Below are 17,566 nucleotides of genomic sequence, written 5' to 3'. Positions count from 1 at the left end.
CAACTCTCTGATTCTTTAGGGGCAAGCGTTAACTGATTTGAGTCGGCTGGTTTTACTAGTCTCGGGTATCTGCGGTCCCGGCCGCCGGATGTATCTCGCTCATCTCGTTTTCAGCTTCGATGGGGAAGCATACGAGGGGTTGCCTTGATGGCGAAAAAGCATGTTGCGGTGCTGATGGGTGGCTTTTCATCGGAGCGTCCGGTGTCGCTGTCCTCTGGCAATTCTTGCGCGGATGCTTTGGAGGCGGAGGGCTATACCGTAACGCGCGTCGACGTCACCCGCGATGTCGCCAGTACGCTCGTTCAAGTTAAGCCCGACGTAGTCTTCAATGCGCTGCATGGTCCCTTCGGTGAGGACGGAACCATCCAGGGCATCCTGGAATATCTTGAAATTCCTTACACGCATTCCGGTGTGCTTGCCTCCGCCCTGGCGATGAACAAGGAGCAGGCGAAGATCGTCGCCAAGGCGGCTGGCATTCCGGTTGCAGAAGCCAGGACGATGAGCCGTCTGGACTTTACCTCGAAGCACCCGATGAAGCCGCCTTACGTGGTCAAGCCCGTCAGCGAGGGCTCAAGCTTCGGTGTTGTCATCGTCAAGGAAGATCAGTCGCATCCACCGCAAATCATTACTTCCGATGAGTGGAAATTCGGAGGTACCGTCATGGTCGAGCGCTACATCCATGGCCGCGAGCTGACCTGCGCCGTGATGGGTGATGTGGCCATAGGCGTGTGCGAAATCATACCGGTTGGTCATCAGTTCTACGATTATGATTCAAAATACGTTGAAGGTGGATCAAATCATGTAACGCCGGCTAAAATTTCACTAAAAATTTACCAAAAAATACAAACACTGTCACTCAAGGCGCATCAGGCAATTGGATGTAAAGGGATTAGCCGGTCGGACTTCCGTTACGACGACCGTTTTTCCGAGGATGGCGAACTGATCTGGCTGGAAATCAATACCCAGCCAGGCATGACCCCCACCTCTCTCGTACCTGATATCGCCAAAGCCGCGGGGCATACCTTTGGTGAATTGTTGAGTTGGATGGTGGAGGACGCATCGTGTTTGCGTTGAAGGGCAAAAATGCGCACCCGCGTGGTGCAAAGCTGGTGTCTTCGGGCAGGCCGGCTGCTTTTGGCCGTTTCCCCATCGTGCTGCCGAAGTTTCTGCGCAAGCCCGTGCGCGTCGTCTCCCGCATGATCGAAGGCGAGGTCTCTATTCCCAATCATGTGGGAACGATCGGAGCCGTAGCTTTCCTCGCCCTTACCGGCGCCTACGGTGCGATCCTCGGCGGTCACGCGCCGGAAGTCGTCAAGGTCACGACTTCGACGTTTGGCTTCGCTATCGAAGATGTGAAGGTCGTTGGAAACAAGGAAACTTCGGAGATCGACGTTCTTGGTGCTCTTGGCCTGGACGGCGAGACATCGCTCGTCGGATTGAGCGCCGCCGACGCGCAGAAGGCGGTCGCAGGGCTGCCCTGGGTAGAATCGGTCGATGTGTTCAAAGTATATCCGAATACGATTCAGATATCGATCCATGAGCGCACGGCTCTCGCGGTCTGGCAAAATGGCGATCAGCTCTCGGTAATCGATGCCGACGGTCGCATGATCGTGCCATTTACCGGCGGTCGCAGTGCTTCCTTGCCCCTGGTCATCGGTGCGGGTGCCGACAAGCAGGCAAAGCTGCTGTTGACGCAAATGGCCGGCTTTCCGCAGATCGCCAGCGAGGTAAAGGCCTATCAGCGGGTCGGAGACCGCCGTTGGGATTTGCTGCTGAAAAACGGCGTAAGTCTGATGCTTCCGGAAACGCGGATCGATGAAGCGTTGACTGATATTGCCGGCATGGACAGCAAGGCCGGGCTCCTGTCCCGCGACATCGCGTCGGTCGATATGCGTCTGGCGGATCGCGTGGTGGTCCGGCTTACGCCGGAAGCGATGGTGCAACGCGTTGAGTATTTGAAGGCCCGAGACAAGGCGCCAAAGCGTTCGGAGAAGCGTGTATGAGTATTCTGAACGGAAAAGGCACATCGACTGGAGCGCCATCCGCCAAGCGGACGCGCTCGTTGACTGTTCTGGACATCGGGTCGAGCAAGGTTTGCTGCATCATTGCGCGGTTGCGTCCGCGTGAAGAAAGTGCGCACCTGCCAGGCCGTACGCACCGTATCGAGGTTCTGGGCATCGGCCATCAGAAGTCGCGCGGTATCAAGTCGGGCGTTATCGTCAATCTTGATGCTGCCGAGCAGGCAATCCGCCTTGCCGTCGACGCTGCCGAGCGCATGGCCGGTCTCACGGTCGATTCCATGATCGTCAATATCTCGTCGGGCCGTCTGAAGAGCGAGAGCTTTTCTGCCAGTATCAACCTTGGCGGCCATGAAGTGGATCAAGCGGACATCCGCCGCGTGCTTGCCGCAGGCGCCAAGCAGGCGCTGGCTGCTGAACGCCATCTCGTCCATTCGCTCCCGATCGCCTATGGCCTTGATGGTGAGCGCGGCATTCGCGATCCGCTCGGCATGATTGGCGATACACTCGGCGTTGAAATGCATGTCCTGACTGCCGATGCTGCGCCGCTGCGCAATCTCGAGCTGTGCGTCAATCGCTGCCATCTGTCCGTGGAAGCCATGATTGCGACGCCCTATGCCAGCGGCCTCTCGGCACTCGTCGACGATGAAGCGGAGATGGGAGCAGCCTGCATCGACATGGGTGGCGGCACGACGACGATCTCGGTCTTCTCCGAGGGCAAGTTCATCCACGCCGATGCAATCGCCATTGGCGGAAATCATGTGACCATGGATGTGGCCCGCGGTCTCTCCGCCCATATGGACGACGCCGAGCGGCTGAAGGTCATGCATGGTTCGGCGCTGCCAAGTGCAGCCGACGACCGGGACATGATCAGCGTCTCACCGCTCGGCAATGACGCCCGCGATGTTCCCAATCAATATCCGCGGGCCGTGCTCACCCGCATCATCCGTGCCCGCGTCGAGGAGACGCTGGAATTGGCGCGTGACCGGCTCAATCAGTCCGGCTATGGCCAGATCGTTGGCAAGCGCGTGGTGCTTACGGGTGGTGCCAGTCAGCTGGCGGGATTGCCGGAAGCGGCACGCCGCATCCTGGCGCGCAATGTGCGTATCGGCCGTCCCCTTGGGGTTACGGGGCTTCCCGAAGCGGCCAAGGGACCGGCCTTCTCCGCGGCGGTCGGACTTCTGATCTATCCGCAGGTGGCGGGAATTGAAGAGCGTTCTGTAAAAGCTGGTTCATCTTCATTGATGACAGGCACGGGTGGGCGTTTCCAGCGTATCGGCCAATGGCTGAAAGAGAGTTTCTAGAATACTGCGCCACGCGTCCTCAGGACGTACTGGACGCAGCAGCACTTAAATGGCGCATGAGCTTTTCCTGGAATCGGGAACGATTTTTGGGGTCACGCGCAAACGGGGAAACCCAAAAAAAACACCGCAGCGGCGAGGCGGTAGAGACGAAAAGGAACGGACCAAATGAGTATCAATCTGCAAAAGCCGGACATTACCGAGCTTAAGCCACGGATCACCGTTTTCGGTGTTGGCGGTGGTGGTGGCAACGCGGTCAATAACATGATCAATGCCGGCTTGCGCGGTGTTGAATTCGTGGTAGCCAATACTGATGCACAGGCGCTGTCGCAGTCGAAGGCCGAACGTCTTGTTCAGCTTGGTGCGGCTGTGACCGAAGGTCTTGGCGCGGGCTCGCAACCAGAAGTTGGCCGTGCAGCGGCCGAAGAATGCATCGACGAGATAAACGACCACCTGCAGGGCACGCACATGTGCTTCGTTACCGCAGGCATGGGCGGTGGCACCGGGACAGGCGCTGCCCCTGTCGTTGCCCGCGCAGCCCGCGAAAAGGGCATTCTGACTGTTGGTGTCGTCACCAAGCCTTTCCACTTCGAAGGTCAGCGCCGCATGCGCACCGCCGATATGGGGATCGAAGACCTGCAGAAGAATGTCGATACGCTCATCGTCATCCCGAACCAGAATCTCTTCCGCATCGCCAACGACAAGACAACCTTTGCCGATGCATTCGCGATGGCAGATCAGGTGCTCTACTCAGGCGTTGCCTGCATCACCGATCTGATGGTGAAGGAAGGTCTCATCAATCTCGACTTTGCCGACGTTCGCTCGGTCATGCGCGAGATGGGCAAGGCAATGATGGGCACTGGCGAGGCATCCGGTGATGGCCGTGCGATGGCTGCCGCCGAAGCTGCAATTGCCAACCCGCTGCTCGACGAAACGTCGATGCGCGGCGCCAAGGGTCTGCTGATTTCTATCACCGGCGGCCGCGACATGACGCTGTTCGAAGTCGACGAGGCTGCAACTCGTATCCGTGAAGAAGTCGACCAGGATGCCAATATCATCCTTGGTGCAACCTTCGACGAAAGCCTTGAAGGCATCATCCGCGTTTCTGTCGTGGCAACTGGCATCGATAAGCAGATTGGAGAGTCGGCGCCCGCGCCGATCGAATTTCGCCAGCCTTTGAAGCCCATTGCCAAGCCCGCGCAGCAGGCGGCCGCAAGCATAAACGCTCGTCCGGTTGTTCAGCAGCCAGCCGCGCGCATGGCAGATCCGGTAGCGGATGCCATCCGCGCTGCCGAGCAGGATATGGTGCAGCGCGCACCGCAGCCCGCCGAAGAATTCCGTCCGCAGAGCCGCATTTTCCAGGCTCCGGCTCCGGAAGTATTCGACGCTCCTTTTGCGGCCGCGCCACAGGCTCCTGTGCATCAACCAGCACCGCAACCACAGATGCAGGCGGCACCTGCGCCTCTGCCGGTTGCTCCGCGCATGCCTAACGTAGCGGATTTCCCGCCGGTGGTTCAGGCGGAACTCAACGCGCGTGACATGGGTACGCGCGACAATAGCCGGGAGCCTTCCTATGAAAGCCAGGAAGACCGTGGTCCCATGGGCCTTCTGAAGCGCCTGACCGCCGGTTTGACCCGCCGCGAAGACGAGACTGCCCGGCTGGAACCCGCGCAGCCGCGTGAACCCGCCATGCGTCCGGTCGAACAGCGCCGGCCGCTTTCGCAGGACGCGTCGATCTATGCGCCACGCCGTGGCCAGCTCGACGAGCAGGGCCGTGTACAACCACAGGCGCGGCAGGCTTCCGAGGACGATCAGCTTGAAATCCCGGCGTTTCTTCGCCGCCAGGCAAACTGATCCGATCACGGATTGTTAACGAACGTGAATTCCGCCATTGACTTCACTGGCGGAATTTTCTTTTAAACCATTGAAATTCAAGCCATACTTTTTGGCTGGATGGGTCGCGGCTTCGTAACAGACGTCGCCAAACCGTGATTTTGCGTCAAGCCATGCCGATTGTATGTTGCACCGCAAATGAATCATGAGCGATGCTGGTCCTGAAGCGTACAGCGCCGCACTATATCGGCTGCAATCGGACAGACTGTCCGTTGCGGCACATGGGCACGAGGTTTCCATTGCGCGAGTACCAGACAACGATTGCCGAGCGGATTTCGCTTGCGGGCGCGGGTGTGCACTCCGGTGCCCCGGTGACGATTACTTTCCTGCCCGCCGATCCCGGAACGGGCATCGTTTTCCACAGGCTGGGCGGTGCCGGCTCCAGTCATGAAATCAAGGCGCTCGTCTCGGAAGTCGGTACGACGGATCTGTCCACGACATTGACCGATAGGGCAGGGGTCACGGTCAGTACCGTCGAGCACGTGATGGCGGCTATTGCCGGTTCGGGCATCGACAATATGATCGCGGAGATCGATGGCCCGGAAGTTCCGATCCTTGACGGAACATCGTCCATGTTCCTCGATGCGTTCGAACAGGCAGGATTCGTGCGGCAGGCGGCAAAGCGCCGTTTCATCCGCATCCTCAAGACTTCGCGCATCGAGGCTGGAGCTTCGTGGGCGGAGTTCAGCCCCTATGAGGGCACCCGCTATGAGGTGGAGATCGATTTCGACACGCCGGCCATCGGCCGTCAGAAATTTGCCAGCGACATGGACGAGACGATATTTCGCAAGGAGATCTCGCGAGCACGCACCTTCGGTTTCATGCGTGATGTGGAGAAGCTCTGGGCGGCGGGTTTGGCGCTTGGGTCATCCCTCGATAATTCGCTGGTCATCGGCGACGATCATTCCGTCATCAATCCCGGCGGGCTTCGGTACAAGGATGAGTTTGTGCGTCACAAGACGCTGGACGCCATCGGCGATCTCGCTCTTGCCGGCGCACCGTTCATCGGTTGTTTCCGCTCGTATCGTGGCGGGCATCGGTTGAACGCCGCCGCGCTGCGCGCGCTTCTTTCAGATACGGCAGCGTTCGAGATCGTGGAAACGGCCGGCACGCGGGGTCAATCGCGCGGCGCACCCCTCGTCGCCGTGAACGCTACCTTGGCGCCCTCGGTACTCTGATCCCTGTCAATCCGGTCTGACGTCCTGCAATGCCTGCAGCATGATCGTTGCGAGGCGTGCGGTTGCCGGATCCGGCTGTGCTTGCGCGCGATGAAGGACAAGTCCAAGTGAAGGCAATGGCGGCAGTCCGCTGACGACCGGTACCAGTTGCTGTACGGTTGCGGGTAAGCCGATGGGTGTGCGAATGGTCACGCCAAGGCCGGCGACCGTTGCTGCCCACAGACCTGCGAGGCTCGGACTGACAAATGAAAGCCGCCAGGGTATGTGGGCTCGGTCCAGCGCATCAGTGGCGGCGGTCCGAAGGAGACAAGGTGCCTCAAGCGAGGCCAGCGGCAGCGGTTCGTCCGCCGTCGCCTGCCAGACTCGCGGCTCACCGGCCGGTCCAACCCAGCACATCGGCACATCCATTACCCGCTCATGGTGGGGCGTCGTCACCGATCCATCGCTCCATGCCAATGCCAGGTCCAGGCGACCGGAAGTGATCCGTTCGATCAACTCGGCATTGCGTGCCACGCGCGCCTCGATCCGCACCTTGGGATGCGCCCTGGCGAACTGTCCAAGCACCTTGGGAAGAACGGTCTCACCGAAATCCTCCTGCAGTCCGAGCCGCACCCATCCCTCAAGTTCACTCCCTTGAATGGCAGTTACGGCTTCATCGTTGAGATCAAGCAATCTGCGTGCATAGGCCAGCATGGTCTCGCCGGCTTCAGTGAGGGCAAGGCCCCTGCCGGACTTGACGAAAATCGGCGTTCCCGCCTGTTGCTCCAACTTCTTCAATTGTGCACTGACCGCCGAGGTGGAGCGGCCAAGCCGGACCGCTGCCTTGGAAAAACTGCCAAGTTCCATACCCGTGGAGAAAGTGCGCAGACAATCGAGATCGAACGTGATCCTTTGCATTTTGATTATCCTCTTTTCCAGGATAGTTTGTCCGATATTATCGAATTTTCAGGACGATTATGCTGTTGTACAACAGTGGGGTCAAGTGTTTGCGCTTTATCAAAGGAAGGACAGTACAATGCCGTTCACTCGCATTTCGCTCCTCGAAGGCAAATCTCCCGAATACCTGAAATCCGTGTCAGAGAGCCTGCACAAGGCGCTGGTCGAAGCCTTTAATGTTCCTGCCGATGACCGGTTTCAGGCTATTCAGCAGTTTCGCCCGGGAGAGCTTATCTTTGACCGCAATTACTTCGGCGGCCCGCGCTCGGACGATTTCATGATGTTCGCCATCAATATCGGCAGGCCGCGTGATGCCGCGACGAAACAGGCATTCTACAAGCGCCTCGTTACGCTGCTTGCGGAGGCACCCGGCGTAAGGCCCGAGGATGTTATGATCATCATCAGCACCTCCAGCCGGGACGAATGGTCATTCAGCAATGGCGAGGCACAATTGCTTGAAAACGCGTGACGCCTTTCAAAAGGCCCGCAATAGAGGGGATTTGAAACTGTTTTTCGGCTCCGCCACAAAATTGGACGATTACATGGCAATAAGATTGCTGATTCTCGTCGCTTGTGGTTTATGAGCGCCCAACCGACGGCAGATTGACTATGCCTAGAGTATGAGCCGCAAACGTGATAACGGGTTGCGATCATTGCTCTTAAATTTATTACGTGGGGCCGGAAACAGTATGGCGAATAGCAGAATGTCGATGAATAAAGGCTTCGGTACCAAAGCCAGAATGGCCTTTCTTCTACTTCCAGTTGCCAGCGCCATAGCCATTTCCGGGTGTGCCTCGAAGGACGATGATATCGACCTCAACGCTTATGTCGATACGATCGAGCCTGCAGACGTGCTTTATAACCAGGCGCTTGCCAATCTGAACTCCGGCCGTCTCGATGAGGCTGCCAAGAAGTTCGATGCGGTGGATCGCCAGCATCCTTATTCGGAATTTGCCCGCAAATCGCTGGTCATGGGTGCCTTCGCCAATTATCGCGCAGGCAAATATGACGAGGCGGTGGCAATGACCAAGCGCTATATCGCGCTCTATCCGACGCAACCCGAAGCGGCATACGCCTATTACATCACCGGCCTTTGCTACTATCGCCAGATCCCCGATGTGACGCGCGAACAAAGCATGACGCGCCGTTCGATCGCTGCGTTCAACGAGGTCGTAGAGCGTTATCCCGACTCTGAATATGTCGAGGATTCCAAGGCAAAGATACGCTTTGGCCGCGATCAGCTCGCCGGCAAGGAAATGCAGGTCGGCCGCTATTATCTAGAGCGCAAGGAATATCTGGCGGCTATCAAACGCTTCCGCGGTGTCGTCGAGCAATATTCGAATACGCGGCAGGTCGAGGAAGCCTTGGCTCGCCTGGTCGAGGCCTATTACGCCTTGGGCATCACCAATGAAGCACAGACGGCCGCGGCCGTTCTTGGCCAGAACTACCCGGACAGCGAGTGGTACAAGGACAGCTACAAGCTCCTGCAGAGTGGTGGACTTGAACCTCGACAGAATTCCGGCTCATGGCTTTCCAAAGCCGCAGAAGCTATCACTGGTGGCAAAGACGGCGTCTAAAGCAATTCCAGGAAAAGTGGGAACCGGTTTTCAGTCCGGAATTGCGTAAAACGAAGAAACCATAACCTGAGCAACCATGCTTTCGCATCTGTCGATCCGCGATATTGTTCTGATTGAACGGCTCGACATCGAGTTTCGCGAAGGTCTGTCGGTGCTGACAGGCGAGACAGGTGCGGGCAAATCCATCCTGCTCGATGCGTTGTCGCTGGCCTTGGGCGCGCGCGGCGATGCTTCGCTTGTGCGCCACGGCGCCGAGCAGGGGCAGGTTACGGCGGTATTCGACATTGTGGGAAGCCACCCGGCGCGCACTCTATTGCGCGAGAACGACATTGACGACGATGGCGATATCATCCTGCGCCGTGTACAGAATGCCGATGGCCGTAGCCGTGTCTTCATCAACGACCAGGCGGCGAGTGTGACGCTGCTGAGAGAGCTTGGCCGCAGGCTGGTGGAGATCCACGGCCAGCACGACGATCGTGCGCTTGTCGATACCGATATTCACCGCACCCTTCTCGATGCATTCGGAGCGCTTGAAACCAAGGCCACGCTTGTTCGCGCGCTCCATAAGACCTGGCGGGATACGGAGCACGCTCTGGTCCGCCATCGTGCCAAGGTGGAAGCGGCGACGCGCGAGGCGGATTATCTGCGCGCCTCGGTCGAGGAACTTGCCAAGCTTGATCCGGAACCGCTTGAGGAAGAAGCGCTGGCGATCAGGCGTACGGATATGATGCGCTCGGAAAAAATCGCTGGCGACGTCAACGATGCCAATGAGGTTCTGTCCGGCAATGCGTCTCCCGTCCCCTCACTTGCCAGCCTCGTTCGCCGCCTGGAGCGAAAGGTTCCGGAAGCGCCGCAATTGCTGGAGCCTGTGGTCAAGGCCATCGACGAGGCCCTCAATGCGTTGGCCGAAGCTCAAAATGGCATTGAACAGGCGATCCGCGCCATCGATTTCGATCCGCGTGTGCTTGAGCAGACGGAGGAACGGCTGTTCGCATTGCGGGCCGCGGCGCGTAAATATTCCGTTGCCGTCGATGATCTTCCGGCATTGCGTGACCGGATGGACGCGGACCTTGCCGATATCGATGCGGGAGCAGAAAGACTGGCTGCGCTCGAAAAAGAAGCCTTGGCGGCACGGGACGCTTATGATCTGGCGGCGCTCGCACTTTCGAAAGACCGCCGCGAGACCGCCGAGCACTTGAAACAGGCTGTCATGGCGGAGCTTCCCGCCCTGAAACTGGAGCGCGCCGAGTTCATCGTCGAGATGACGACGGATGCAGGGAGCCGTACTGCCGACGGGATCGATACGGTCGAATATTGGGTACGTACCAATCCGGGCACGCGCGCCGGTCCCATGATGAAAGTCGCGTCCGGCGGCGAACTTTCGCGATTCCTCCTGGCGCTGAAAGTAGCACTTGCCGATCGCGGTTCTGCGCCGACACTGGTGTTCGACGAGATCGACACGGGTGTGGGCGGTGCGGTCGCCGACGCTATCGGCCAGCGTCTGCGGCGCTTGGCGGGTACTGTTCAGGTTCTCTCCGTCACCCATGCGCCGCAGGTTGCCGCCCGGGCTCAGACGCATTTCCTTATCGCCAAGGCCGCCGCCGGTAATGACCGCGTGGCGACTTCCATACGGGCGATGGAAACCGGCGACAGGCAGGAAGAAATCGCCCGCATGCTGGCTGGCGCCAGCGTCACCGATGAAGCGCGCGCCGCAGCGGTGCGGTTGCTCCGGGAAAACGCTCCGGCCGCACCTTAATAGCCGAAGCGCCTGAATGCGCGATATTGACGGGGTTCCAGTGGTTTCCCACTGGTCACTTATCCACGCTCACTTTTTCGGCCGTATCATCGTCTCGACGCAACCGGACAAGACACGATGAACCCTCTCAATTCACTGGAATACCGCAAGGCTTTTAACGACTATCTCCGCCGCGGGGTACCGATACGGCTGGCGCTAAAGGCAGAAGACCTGGGCCGTCAGACCACGCACTATATCTGGCGTACGCGCGGCGACCCGCAGGTGCGCCCATCACATATAGAAAATAATGGGAAGCTATTCGCATGGGACAATCCACCGGAGACCGGCCATCCGGGCGAGGACTATGGCTGCCGCTGCACAGCGGAGCCCTATGAACGGGGGACCAGCGAATATGCTTATCAGACGATTACCAGCGACATCGATGACGCGACTCCGCAGTGGAACACAGGTAAGTTCTTGGACTATTTTAGAACTGGTGGCGGCGAGGCGGTCACACTCTCTAAAACAGGCAACTTGGCAGGTTTGATCTTCTACTTTTTCTATGCAGCATTGGTGATAGATCGTATTAACGCGCAGATTATTGACGCAGCGAGAAAGGCGAAATTCGGTCATTTCACCTATGGGTTCGCCGGGACGTATCAGTTTATAGGATATGTTTTTGCTTTCGGAAAAAGTGTCGTTAGTGGACAGTTTGTTGGATCTGTCAAAACTCAAAACGGTATGATGTTCATTGAGGGCAGCATCTCTTACCAATACGCCGATGAATTTACCGATCCTGCAGATTTGCGACAGATGGCGACTGGTTCCTCTGCCTTGACACCCGAATCGTGGCAATGGACAGAACTAAGAGGCACACCGTTCTCGATTACAGATACATGGACCACCAATTTTAAAAGCGAAGCGAAATTGAGTGCGACCGAGAGTATGTATCGATGGCCGGAATGAGTGTCTATTTCCCATAAACGACGCTATGCGTCAAAAGTATGTAGTCGCCAAACGCATAGAAAAAAAATACAAGCGATAGAAAGAGCAAAGCGGCAACGAGCGGAAAACATAAGAAGATAAATATGTTGCTTATCAAATGTTTCCTGCAAAATATCGATGTTGTGTGAAGAAGCTGGATGCGCCGAATGATTTCAAGGGAGGTGACATACCCAACGTTTGATATCCACGCAAAGTTTCCTAGAAAAATGTCTCGGACTCCGAGGAAATCATACTTTAATGATAGGCAATTGAAACGCATACGCTTCACCTCTTCACTGGAGGGAATGCGGGCGAGACATTCTGCATAAAACTCGGCTGCAATCCTTTCATCGAAATCCACCACAAGCTGACTAAACAACGCGGCCAGCGCAACTGCGCCGACCAATCGCCCCGTTTTAAGCCAGTCATCTTCCTCTGGTCTTGCGGTGAACACCAAAGCTGGGGGTACAACAACCAAAAGCCAGAACCAATAATTCACCAAGATGCTGGAATCGCTTTCTCTTCCGCCAAAGGATGGATAACGTTGCACGGATGACAATGCGCAACAATTAGACGATAGTGATGGCAGATATTCCCGTAGAACAGTTGAGCGAGGCGGATGCCGCTGAGGAACTTGGGCGCCTTGCAGCCGAGATTGCCCAGCATGATTACCGTTACAATACAGAAGATGCCCCGATCATCTCGGATGCCGAATATGATGCGCTGCGGCGCCGCAATCTGGCGATTGAACAGCGTTTTCCGCATTTAAAGCGCGAAGACTCGCCATCCAATAAAGTCGGCGCGGTCGCGTCGGAAAAGTTCGGCAAGGTCACCCATTCGATCCCGATGTTGTCCTTGGATAATGCCTTCCATGACAGCGATGTCGAAGATTTCGCCCTCCGCATCCGCAGGTTCCTCAAGCTCGGAGCCGAAGCGAAGATAGGCATCACGGCGGAACCCAAGATCGATGGCCTTTCGCTTTCGCTTCGCTACGAACTTGGCAGGCTGGTGACGGCGGCTACCCGCGGCGACGGCACGACAGGCGAGAACGTCACGCTAAACGCCCGGACAGTTGCGAGTATACCCAATGTGCTCAGCGGCAAGCCGCCCGAAGTGCTGGAGGTGCGCGGCGAGGTCTATATGAGTCACGCGGATTTTGCGGCACTGAACGAACGGCAGGCAAGGGATGGCAAGCAGATATTTGCCAATCCGCGCAACGCCGCGGCAGGTTCGCTGCGCCAGCTCGACCCTGCGGTCACGGCATCGCGGCCGCTGCAATTCTTTGCCTATGCCTGGGGCGAGGTCAGCGACATGCCTGCCAGGACACAGATGGGGATGGTCGAAGCGTTCAAATCCTATGGCTTTCGCGTCAACCCGTTGATGCAACGGTTCGAGACGGTAGAAGCGCTGGTAAAGCACTATCACCAGATCGAGGAACAACGGGCGCTGCTCGGCTACGATATCGATGGCGTGGTCTACAAGGTCGATGATCTGGCGCTGCAGCAGCGGCTCGGCTTTGTCTCGCGCAGCCCCCGCTGGGCGATAGCACATAAATTTCCTGCCGAACGTGCCATGACGATCCTCAAGGGCATCGATATTCAGGTCGGCCGTACCGGAGCGCTGACCCCGGTGGCGCGGCTTGAGCCGGTTACAGTCGGCGGTGTGGTCGTCACCAACGTGACCCTGCACAATGAGGACTACATCAAGGGTATCGGCCAGAACGGCCAGCCTATCCGCGAGGGGCGGGACCTGCGTATCGGTGATACGGTCGTGGTGCAACGTGCGGGTGATGTCATCCCGCAGATCGTCGATGTCGTGGCGGACAAGCCGCGTGGAACCACGCCCTATATCTTCCCGGAGATTTGCCCGGCTTGCGGATCGCATGCGGTGCGCGAGGAAGGCGAAGCGGTTCGGCGCTGCACAGGCGGGTTGATCTGCCCGGCGCAGGCTGTCGAGCGCATCCGGCATTTCGTCTCGCGCAATGCCTTCGATATCGAGGGGCTTGGCGAAAAACAGGTGGAGTTCTTCTTCAAATCGGAAGATCCGGCGCTGCATATCGGCACCCCCGCCGATATTTTTACACTCAAGAAGCGTCAGGCAGGCTCGCTGGCCAAGCTCGAAAACATCGACGGTTTTGGCGCGACCTCTGTCAGGAAACTTTATGACGCGATCGATGCCCGGCGCGAAGTATCCCTTGGCAGGTTCATATATGCACTTGGCATTCGTCACGTGGGCGAAGTCAATGCGAAGCGGCTTGCCAGAGCCTATCGTTCCTATGATGCGCTTGCCAGTGTGGCGATGGCTGCCGAACCCCCCAGAGATAAAGCCGACAAGGGCAATGATGCCTGGCGCGAGTTGAACGAGGTGGAGGGCATCGGCAGTATCGTCGCCGAGGCGCTGGTCGATTTCTATGCCGAGGAGCACAATCGCCACGCTCTCGATGCGCTCCTCGCCGAGGTCACGCCGCTCGATGAGGAAGTCAGAACCGTGAGCCATTCGCCGGTGGCTGGCAAGACCATCGTCTTCACCGGGTCGCTGGAGCGGATGTCGCGCGACGAGGCCAAGGCTATGGCCGAGCGTTATGGCGCCAAGACGGCGGGTTCCGTCTCCAAGAAAACCGATCTCGTGGTGGCGGGACCCGGCGCAGGATCGAAACTTGCACAGGCCCAGACTCTCGGCATCGAAGTCATCGATGAGGACTCCTGGTTTACACTGGTGGGCGCATGAACGACGTGATTTTCAAAGGCTTCGGCGAAAAGGCAATGCCGTTTCTCAAGGCGCTTGATTTCCATCAGAACCGCGAATGGTTCCTGGAGAACAAGGACATTTTCGAAGCTCATCTCTACGAGCCGCTGGGGGACCTGGTCGAGGATCTGCTTGCTCGCTTCGAAAAGGCTGGTTTGCCCTTCAGGGGGGACCGGAAGAAATCGCAGTTCCGGATCAAGCGCGACGTGCGTTTTTCCAAGGACAAGAGCCCGTACAACCGGCATCTATCGGCATTGCTCTCCCCCGACGGCAACAAGTGGGCTGAGAGCGGCTGTTTTTATGTCTGTATCGGCCACGAGGACTATCGGGGCTGTTACGCCGCTGTCGCATGGTGGCAGCAAAAACCGGAACTTCTGCTGGCGATGCGCAAGGCAATCGTCGAAAAGCCGGAAAACTATCGCGCCATGGTCAACGCGCTCAAGAAAAACGGGCTCGCCATGAAAGATACTGACGCTCTGAAGCGCACGCCGCGCGGCTTTGAAGCCGTCACAGACCCGGACCTGATCGAGGCTCTGCGCAACCGGAATTTTGTCGTCCGATATCCTATCGATCCATCCGCCATCACTTCGCCAAAGCTTGCCGATGATCTTTTGGATTTTGCACTGAGGGCCAGGCCGTTGATCGACTGGGGCAGGGCGATCAGCGGCACCACAACCTCCTGATCCACCACGCTTTTAGCGGAATCACAATCCCGATGAGAATCATACTATTAATGTTGACTTACATACTCAACTTTTAGTACTGAACATTTGTACAGCGTGGTTGCACGCTTTTCATCCGCTCAGCAAGCCAGTGACGCTCCACGACAGCTCGTGGGCGTAGAGCCAGCCAGGCACTCTCTTCGGGTTTGGGGAACTGGGACATGACTAGGAATTATCTGCTTGCGCGCCTCATGTGTGGCAGCGCCGGTACCTTGGCGGCGATTGGCTTGAGCACGGGTATATCCCTTGCACAAAATGCGACGAATGTCGGTGAGAATATCGAGTTGGAGACCATTGTCGTAAAAGGCGCCAGGCCGAAGGCGGCAGAGGGTGAAAAATCCCCGCTCACGACCACGACTGATCGGCAAGAGATTCAGGAGCGAATGGTCGAAAGCTTCGAGGATCTCGGGCGCCGCGTCGATGCCGGTGTCAATTTCAGCACTCAAAACAACAGTATCAATCTGCGCGGCCTTGATTCATCCCGTGTTTTGACGACGATCGATGGCATACGCGTTCCATGGCTGACGGATCCCCGCAGCAATTCGGGCGGGCTGAATGCGGTGGATTTCGATGGGCTTTCCGCCATTGACATCACGAAAGGCGCTGACTCCAGCCGCTACGGTTCCGGCGCCCTGGGCGGTGTCGTGCAACTGCAAACGCTCGATCCGGAGGACCTTCTGACGGATGGGCGCAATTGGGGCGCGATAACCAAGGGCGTCTATGACAGCGCCGACCAGAGCTGGCGCACCAATGCCGCCGTGGCAGGGCGCGCAAACGACACCGAATTCCTGATTCAGGGCGGCTACAGGCAGGGCCATGAACTGGAAAACATGGGCGATGTCGGTGGCTATGGCGCAACGCGAACCGAAGCCAATCCCCTCGATTTCGACCAGGGCAATTTCCTCGCCAAGATCTACCAGAACATCGAAGGCGGCCACCGTATTGGCCTGACGGGAGAATATTTCAAGCGCGATGCGGATATCGATGACAAGATCGGTTCGACTGCGAGCTACGTTCCGGGTAGCCTCGAATCGGGGGATGATGTCGAGCGGAAGCGGATATCGGCGAGCTACGACTATATATCCCCGGACAAGACAGGCTGGATCGACGAAGCTCATGCCATTGCCTATTGGCAGCAGCAGACGTTGACCAAGACGACCGATGGCATCCGCGTTCGTGATGGACGATCATTTATCATCCCGGGCGATCCATTCTTCTACGGCTATCCCTCAGGCATCTACAAACGCAACAATGAACTGACGCAGGATAATTACGGTTTTACCGGCAATGTGCTGAAAAGCGCCGAGATCGGCAATCTGACGCACACTTTCCGTGTTGGTGGTGAGATTTATCGCCAGGATACCCACCAGTATTCGGCGGGCGTCGACAATTGCCCAGACGTCGACTGGTCGACGATCCCGCAACCGTTCGGCCCGCAATCCTGCCGCATGCTGCACTCTAATTCGTCTGACATGCCGGATGTCGAGTCCATTGCAGTCGGTCTCTACGCCGAAGATGACATCGATATCCTGGATGGCCGCGTCACAATCACCCCCGGGGCGCGCTTCGACTGGTACGATCATCGCCCGCAATTGACCGCCGCCTATGAAGAAAGCCCGATTTTCGACGGTACGCTGCCTGCGTCCAACAGCGACTCGCGCTTCTCTCCCAAGCTGCGCGCCACCTGGCACGCTGCTCCCGATCTCGACTTCTATGCCCAATGGGCACAGGCGTTCCGCGCTCCAACCGCTCTGGAGCTCTACCAGAACTATGGCGCTCCCGGCTCTTACGCCAGGATCGGCAATCCTGATCTGAAGCCTGAAACCAGCAACGGCTTTGAAATCGGCGCCAAATTCCAGAACGAGACCTATGGTTTTGGCGGCAGCATCTTCAACAATTACTATCGCAACTTTATCGAAGAAGTGACGATCGCGCCTCCGGGCGGCGAGTTCCCCGTCGGCGGCATCACAGGCTATGCCAATCTCGAGCGTGTGCAGATTTATGGTGCCGAACTGCGCGGCCACGTAAACTTTGCCGAACATTGGCGCACCTGGGCGTCCGTCGCCTGGACAGTCGGCAAGGATACCGAGAACGACGAGTACCTGAATTCGGTTCCGCCGGTCCGCGCGATCGTGGGGCTGGGATACGCGGTCGAAGATTGGGGCAGCGATGTCTCGCTGACCATGGCCTCGCGCCGTGACAAGGTCAGCGATGGCGGCTTCGTCGCTCCGGGCTATGCGCTTGTGGATACGACGGTCTGGTGGGAACCGAAATTCGCCAACGGCATGAAGCTTCAAGCGGGCATTTTCAACGTGTTCGATACGAAGTACTGGAATGCCCTTGACGTGCCGGACGGTATTTCTCCCGCTGTAGCTGATCGTTATACCGAAGTTGGACGCAGTTTCCGCGTTTCCTTGACCCAAAAGTTCTGAGCCCGTCGATCTCCGCCCTCGCGGTGGAGATCGCCTACTCAAGCC

At 57.8% G+C, this 17,566-nt stretch carries 14 protein-coding genes; 12 read left to right on the top strand and 2 right to left on the bottom strand.

Features of this window, described 5'->3' with window-relative positions; all coding sequences use genetic code 11:
• Positions 1–147: 147 nt before the first annotated feature.
• The 5 genes from CU100_RS19020 (at position 148) to lpxC (ending at position 6,390) form a co-directional block, all read left to right on the top strand.
• Positions 148–1,074: a D-alanine--D-alanine ligase gene (locus CU100_RS19020; protein ID WP_106718182.1), complete on the top strand. Its 927-nt coding sequence runs from the start codon at positions 148–150 to the stop codon at positions 1,072–1,074.
• The gene (locus CU100_RS19015) at positions 1,062–2,003 is read left to right on the top strand and encodes a cell division protein FtsQ/DivIB (RefSeq protein WP_106718181.1); all 942 of its coding nucleotides are present in this window, start codon (positions 1,062–1,064) and stop codon (positions 2,001–2,003) included. Before CU100_RS19020 ends, CU100_RS19015 begins: the two co-directional genes overlap by 13 nt.
• Positions 2,000–3,322 (top strand): cell division protein FtsA, encoded by a 1,323-nt coding sequence (ftsA, locus tag CU100_RS19010; RefSeq protein ID WP_106718180.1) that lies wholly within the window; start codon positions 2,000–2,002, stop codon positions 3,320–3,322. The genes CU100_RS19015 and ftsA overlap by 4 nt, the downstream gene beginning before the upstream one ends.
• Positions 3,323–3,487: 165 nt before the next feature.
• A complete protein-coding gene (gene ftsZ / locus CU100_RS19005) occupies positions 3,488–5,173 on the top strand; it encodes a cell division protein FtsZ (RefSeq protein ID WP_106718179.1) in 1,686 nt (561 codons plus the stop codon).
• Between the two features lie 260 nt (positions 5,174–5,433).
• Positions 5,434–6,390: a UDP-3-O-acyl-N-acetylglucosamine deacetylase gene (gene lpxC, locus CU100_RS19000; protein ID WP_106718640.1), complete on the top strand. Its 957-nt coding sequence runs from the start codon at positions 5,434–5,436 to the stop codon at positions 6,388–6,390.
• Positions 6,391–6,396: 6 nt separating this feature from the next.
• On the opposite strand, the gene CU100_RS18995 is transcribed toward lpxC, so the two are convergent.
• On the bottom strand, positions 6,397–7,287 hold the full coding sequence (locus CU100_RS18995; RefSeq protein WP_106718178.1) for a LysR substrate-binding domain-containing protein: 891 nt from the start codon (positions 7,285–7,287) through the stop codon (positions 6,397–6,399).
• Positions 7,288–7,405: 118 nt separating this feature from the next.
• Here CU100_RS18995 and CU100_RS18990 point away from each other — a divergent pair, with 118 nt between their 5' ends.
• From CU100_RS18990 to CU100_RS18975, 4 genes are all read left to right on the top strand, one after another.
• On the top strand, positions 7,406–7,795 hold the full coding sequence (locus tag CU100_RS18990; protein ID WP_106718177.1) for a tautomerase family protein: 390 nt from the start codon (positions 7,406–7,408) through the stop codon (positions 7,793–7,795).
• Positions 7,796–8,066: 271 nt separating this feature from the next.
• Positions 8,067–8,903 (top strand): outer membrane protein assembly factor BamD, encoded by an 837-nt coding sequence (locus CU100_RS18985; protein ID WP_245419162.1) that lies wholly within the window; start codon positions 8,067–8,069, stop codon positions 8,901–8,903.
• 76 nt (positions 8,904–8,979) lie between these two features.
• Complete coding sequence (gene recN, locus CU100_RS18980; RefSeq protein ID WP_106718175.1) at positions 8,980–10,659, top strand: DNA repair protein RecN; 1,680 nt, start codon at positions 8,980–8,982, stop codon at positions 10,657–10,659.
• Positions 10,660–10,776: 117 nt separating this feature from the next.
• On the top strand, positions 10,777–11,604 hold the full coding sequence (locus CU100_RS18975; protein WP_106718174.1) for a phage minor head protein: 828 nt from the start codon (positions 10,777–10,779) through the stop codon (positions 11,602–11,604).
• A 4-nt stretch (positions 11,605–11,608) separates the two neighbouring features.
• Here the strand turns inward: CU100_RS18975 and CU100_RS18970 are convergent, their stop codons facing one another.
• Entirely contained in the window at positions 11,609–12,172 is a 564-nt protein-coding gene (locus CU100_RS18970) for a hypothetical protein (protein WP_146141878.1), read from the bottom strand.
• Between the two features lie 32 nt (positions 12,173–12,204).
• Between CU100_RS18970 and ligA the strand changes: the two genes are divergently transcribed.
• The 3 genes from ligA (at position 12,205) to CU100_RS18955 (ending at position 17,521) form a co-directional block, all read left to right on the top strand.
• A complete protein-coding gene (ligA, locus tag CU100_RS18965; protein WP_106718172.1) occupies positions 12,205–14,349 on the top strand; it encodes an NAD-dependent DNA ligase LigA in 2,145 nt (714 codons plus the stop codon).
• Positions 14,346–15,050: a DUF2461 domain-containing protein gene (locus CU100_RS18960; protein WP_106718171.1), complete on the top strand. Its 705-nt coding sequence runs from the start codon at positions 14,346–14,348 to the stop codon at positions 15,048–15,050. Before ligA ends, CU100_RS18960 begins: the two co-directional genes overlap by 4 nt.
• Before the next feature lie 200 nt (positions 15,051–15,250).
• The gene (locus CU100_RS18955; RefSeq protein ID WP_106718170.1) at positions 15,251–17,521 is read left to right on the top strand and encodes a TonB-dependent hemoglobin/transferrin/lactoferrin family receptor; all 2,271 of its coding nucleotides are present in this window, start codon (positions 15,251–15,253) and stop codon (positions 17,519–17,521) included.
• Positions 17,522–17,566 lie beyond the last annotated feature (45 nt).

This window comes from Phyllobacterium endophyticum (assembly GCF_003010935.1).
Taxonomy (GTDB): Bacteria; Pseudomonadota; Alphaproteobacteria; order Rhizobiales; family Rhizobiaceae; genus Phyllobacterium; species Phyllobacterium endophyticum.
This window is presented reverse-complemented; position numbering and strand designations above follow the sequence as displayed.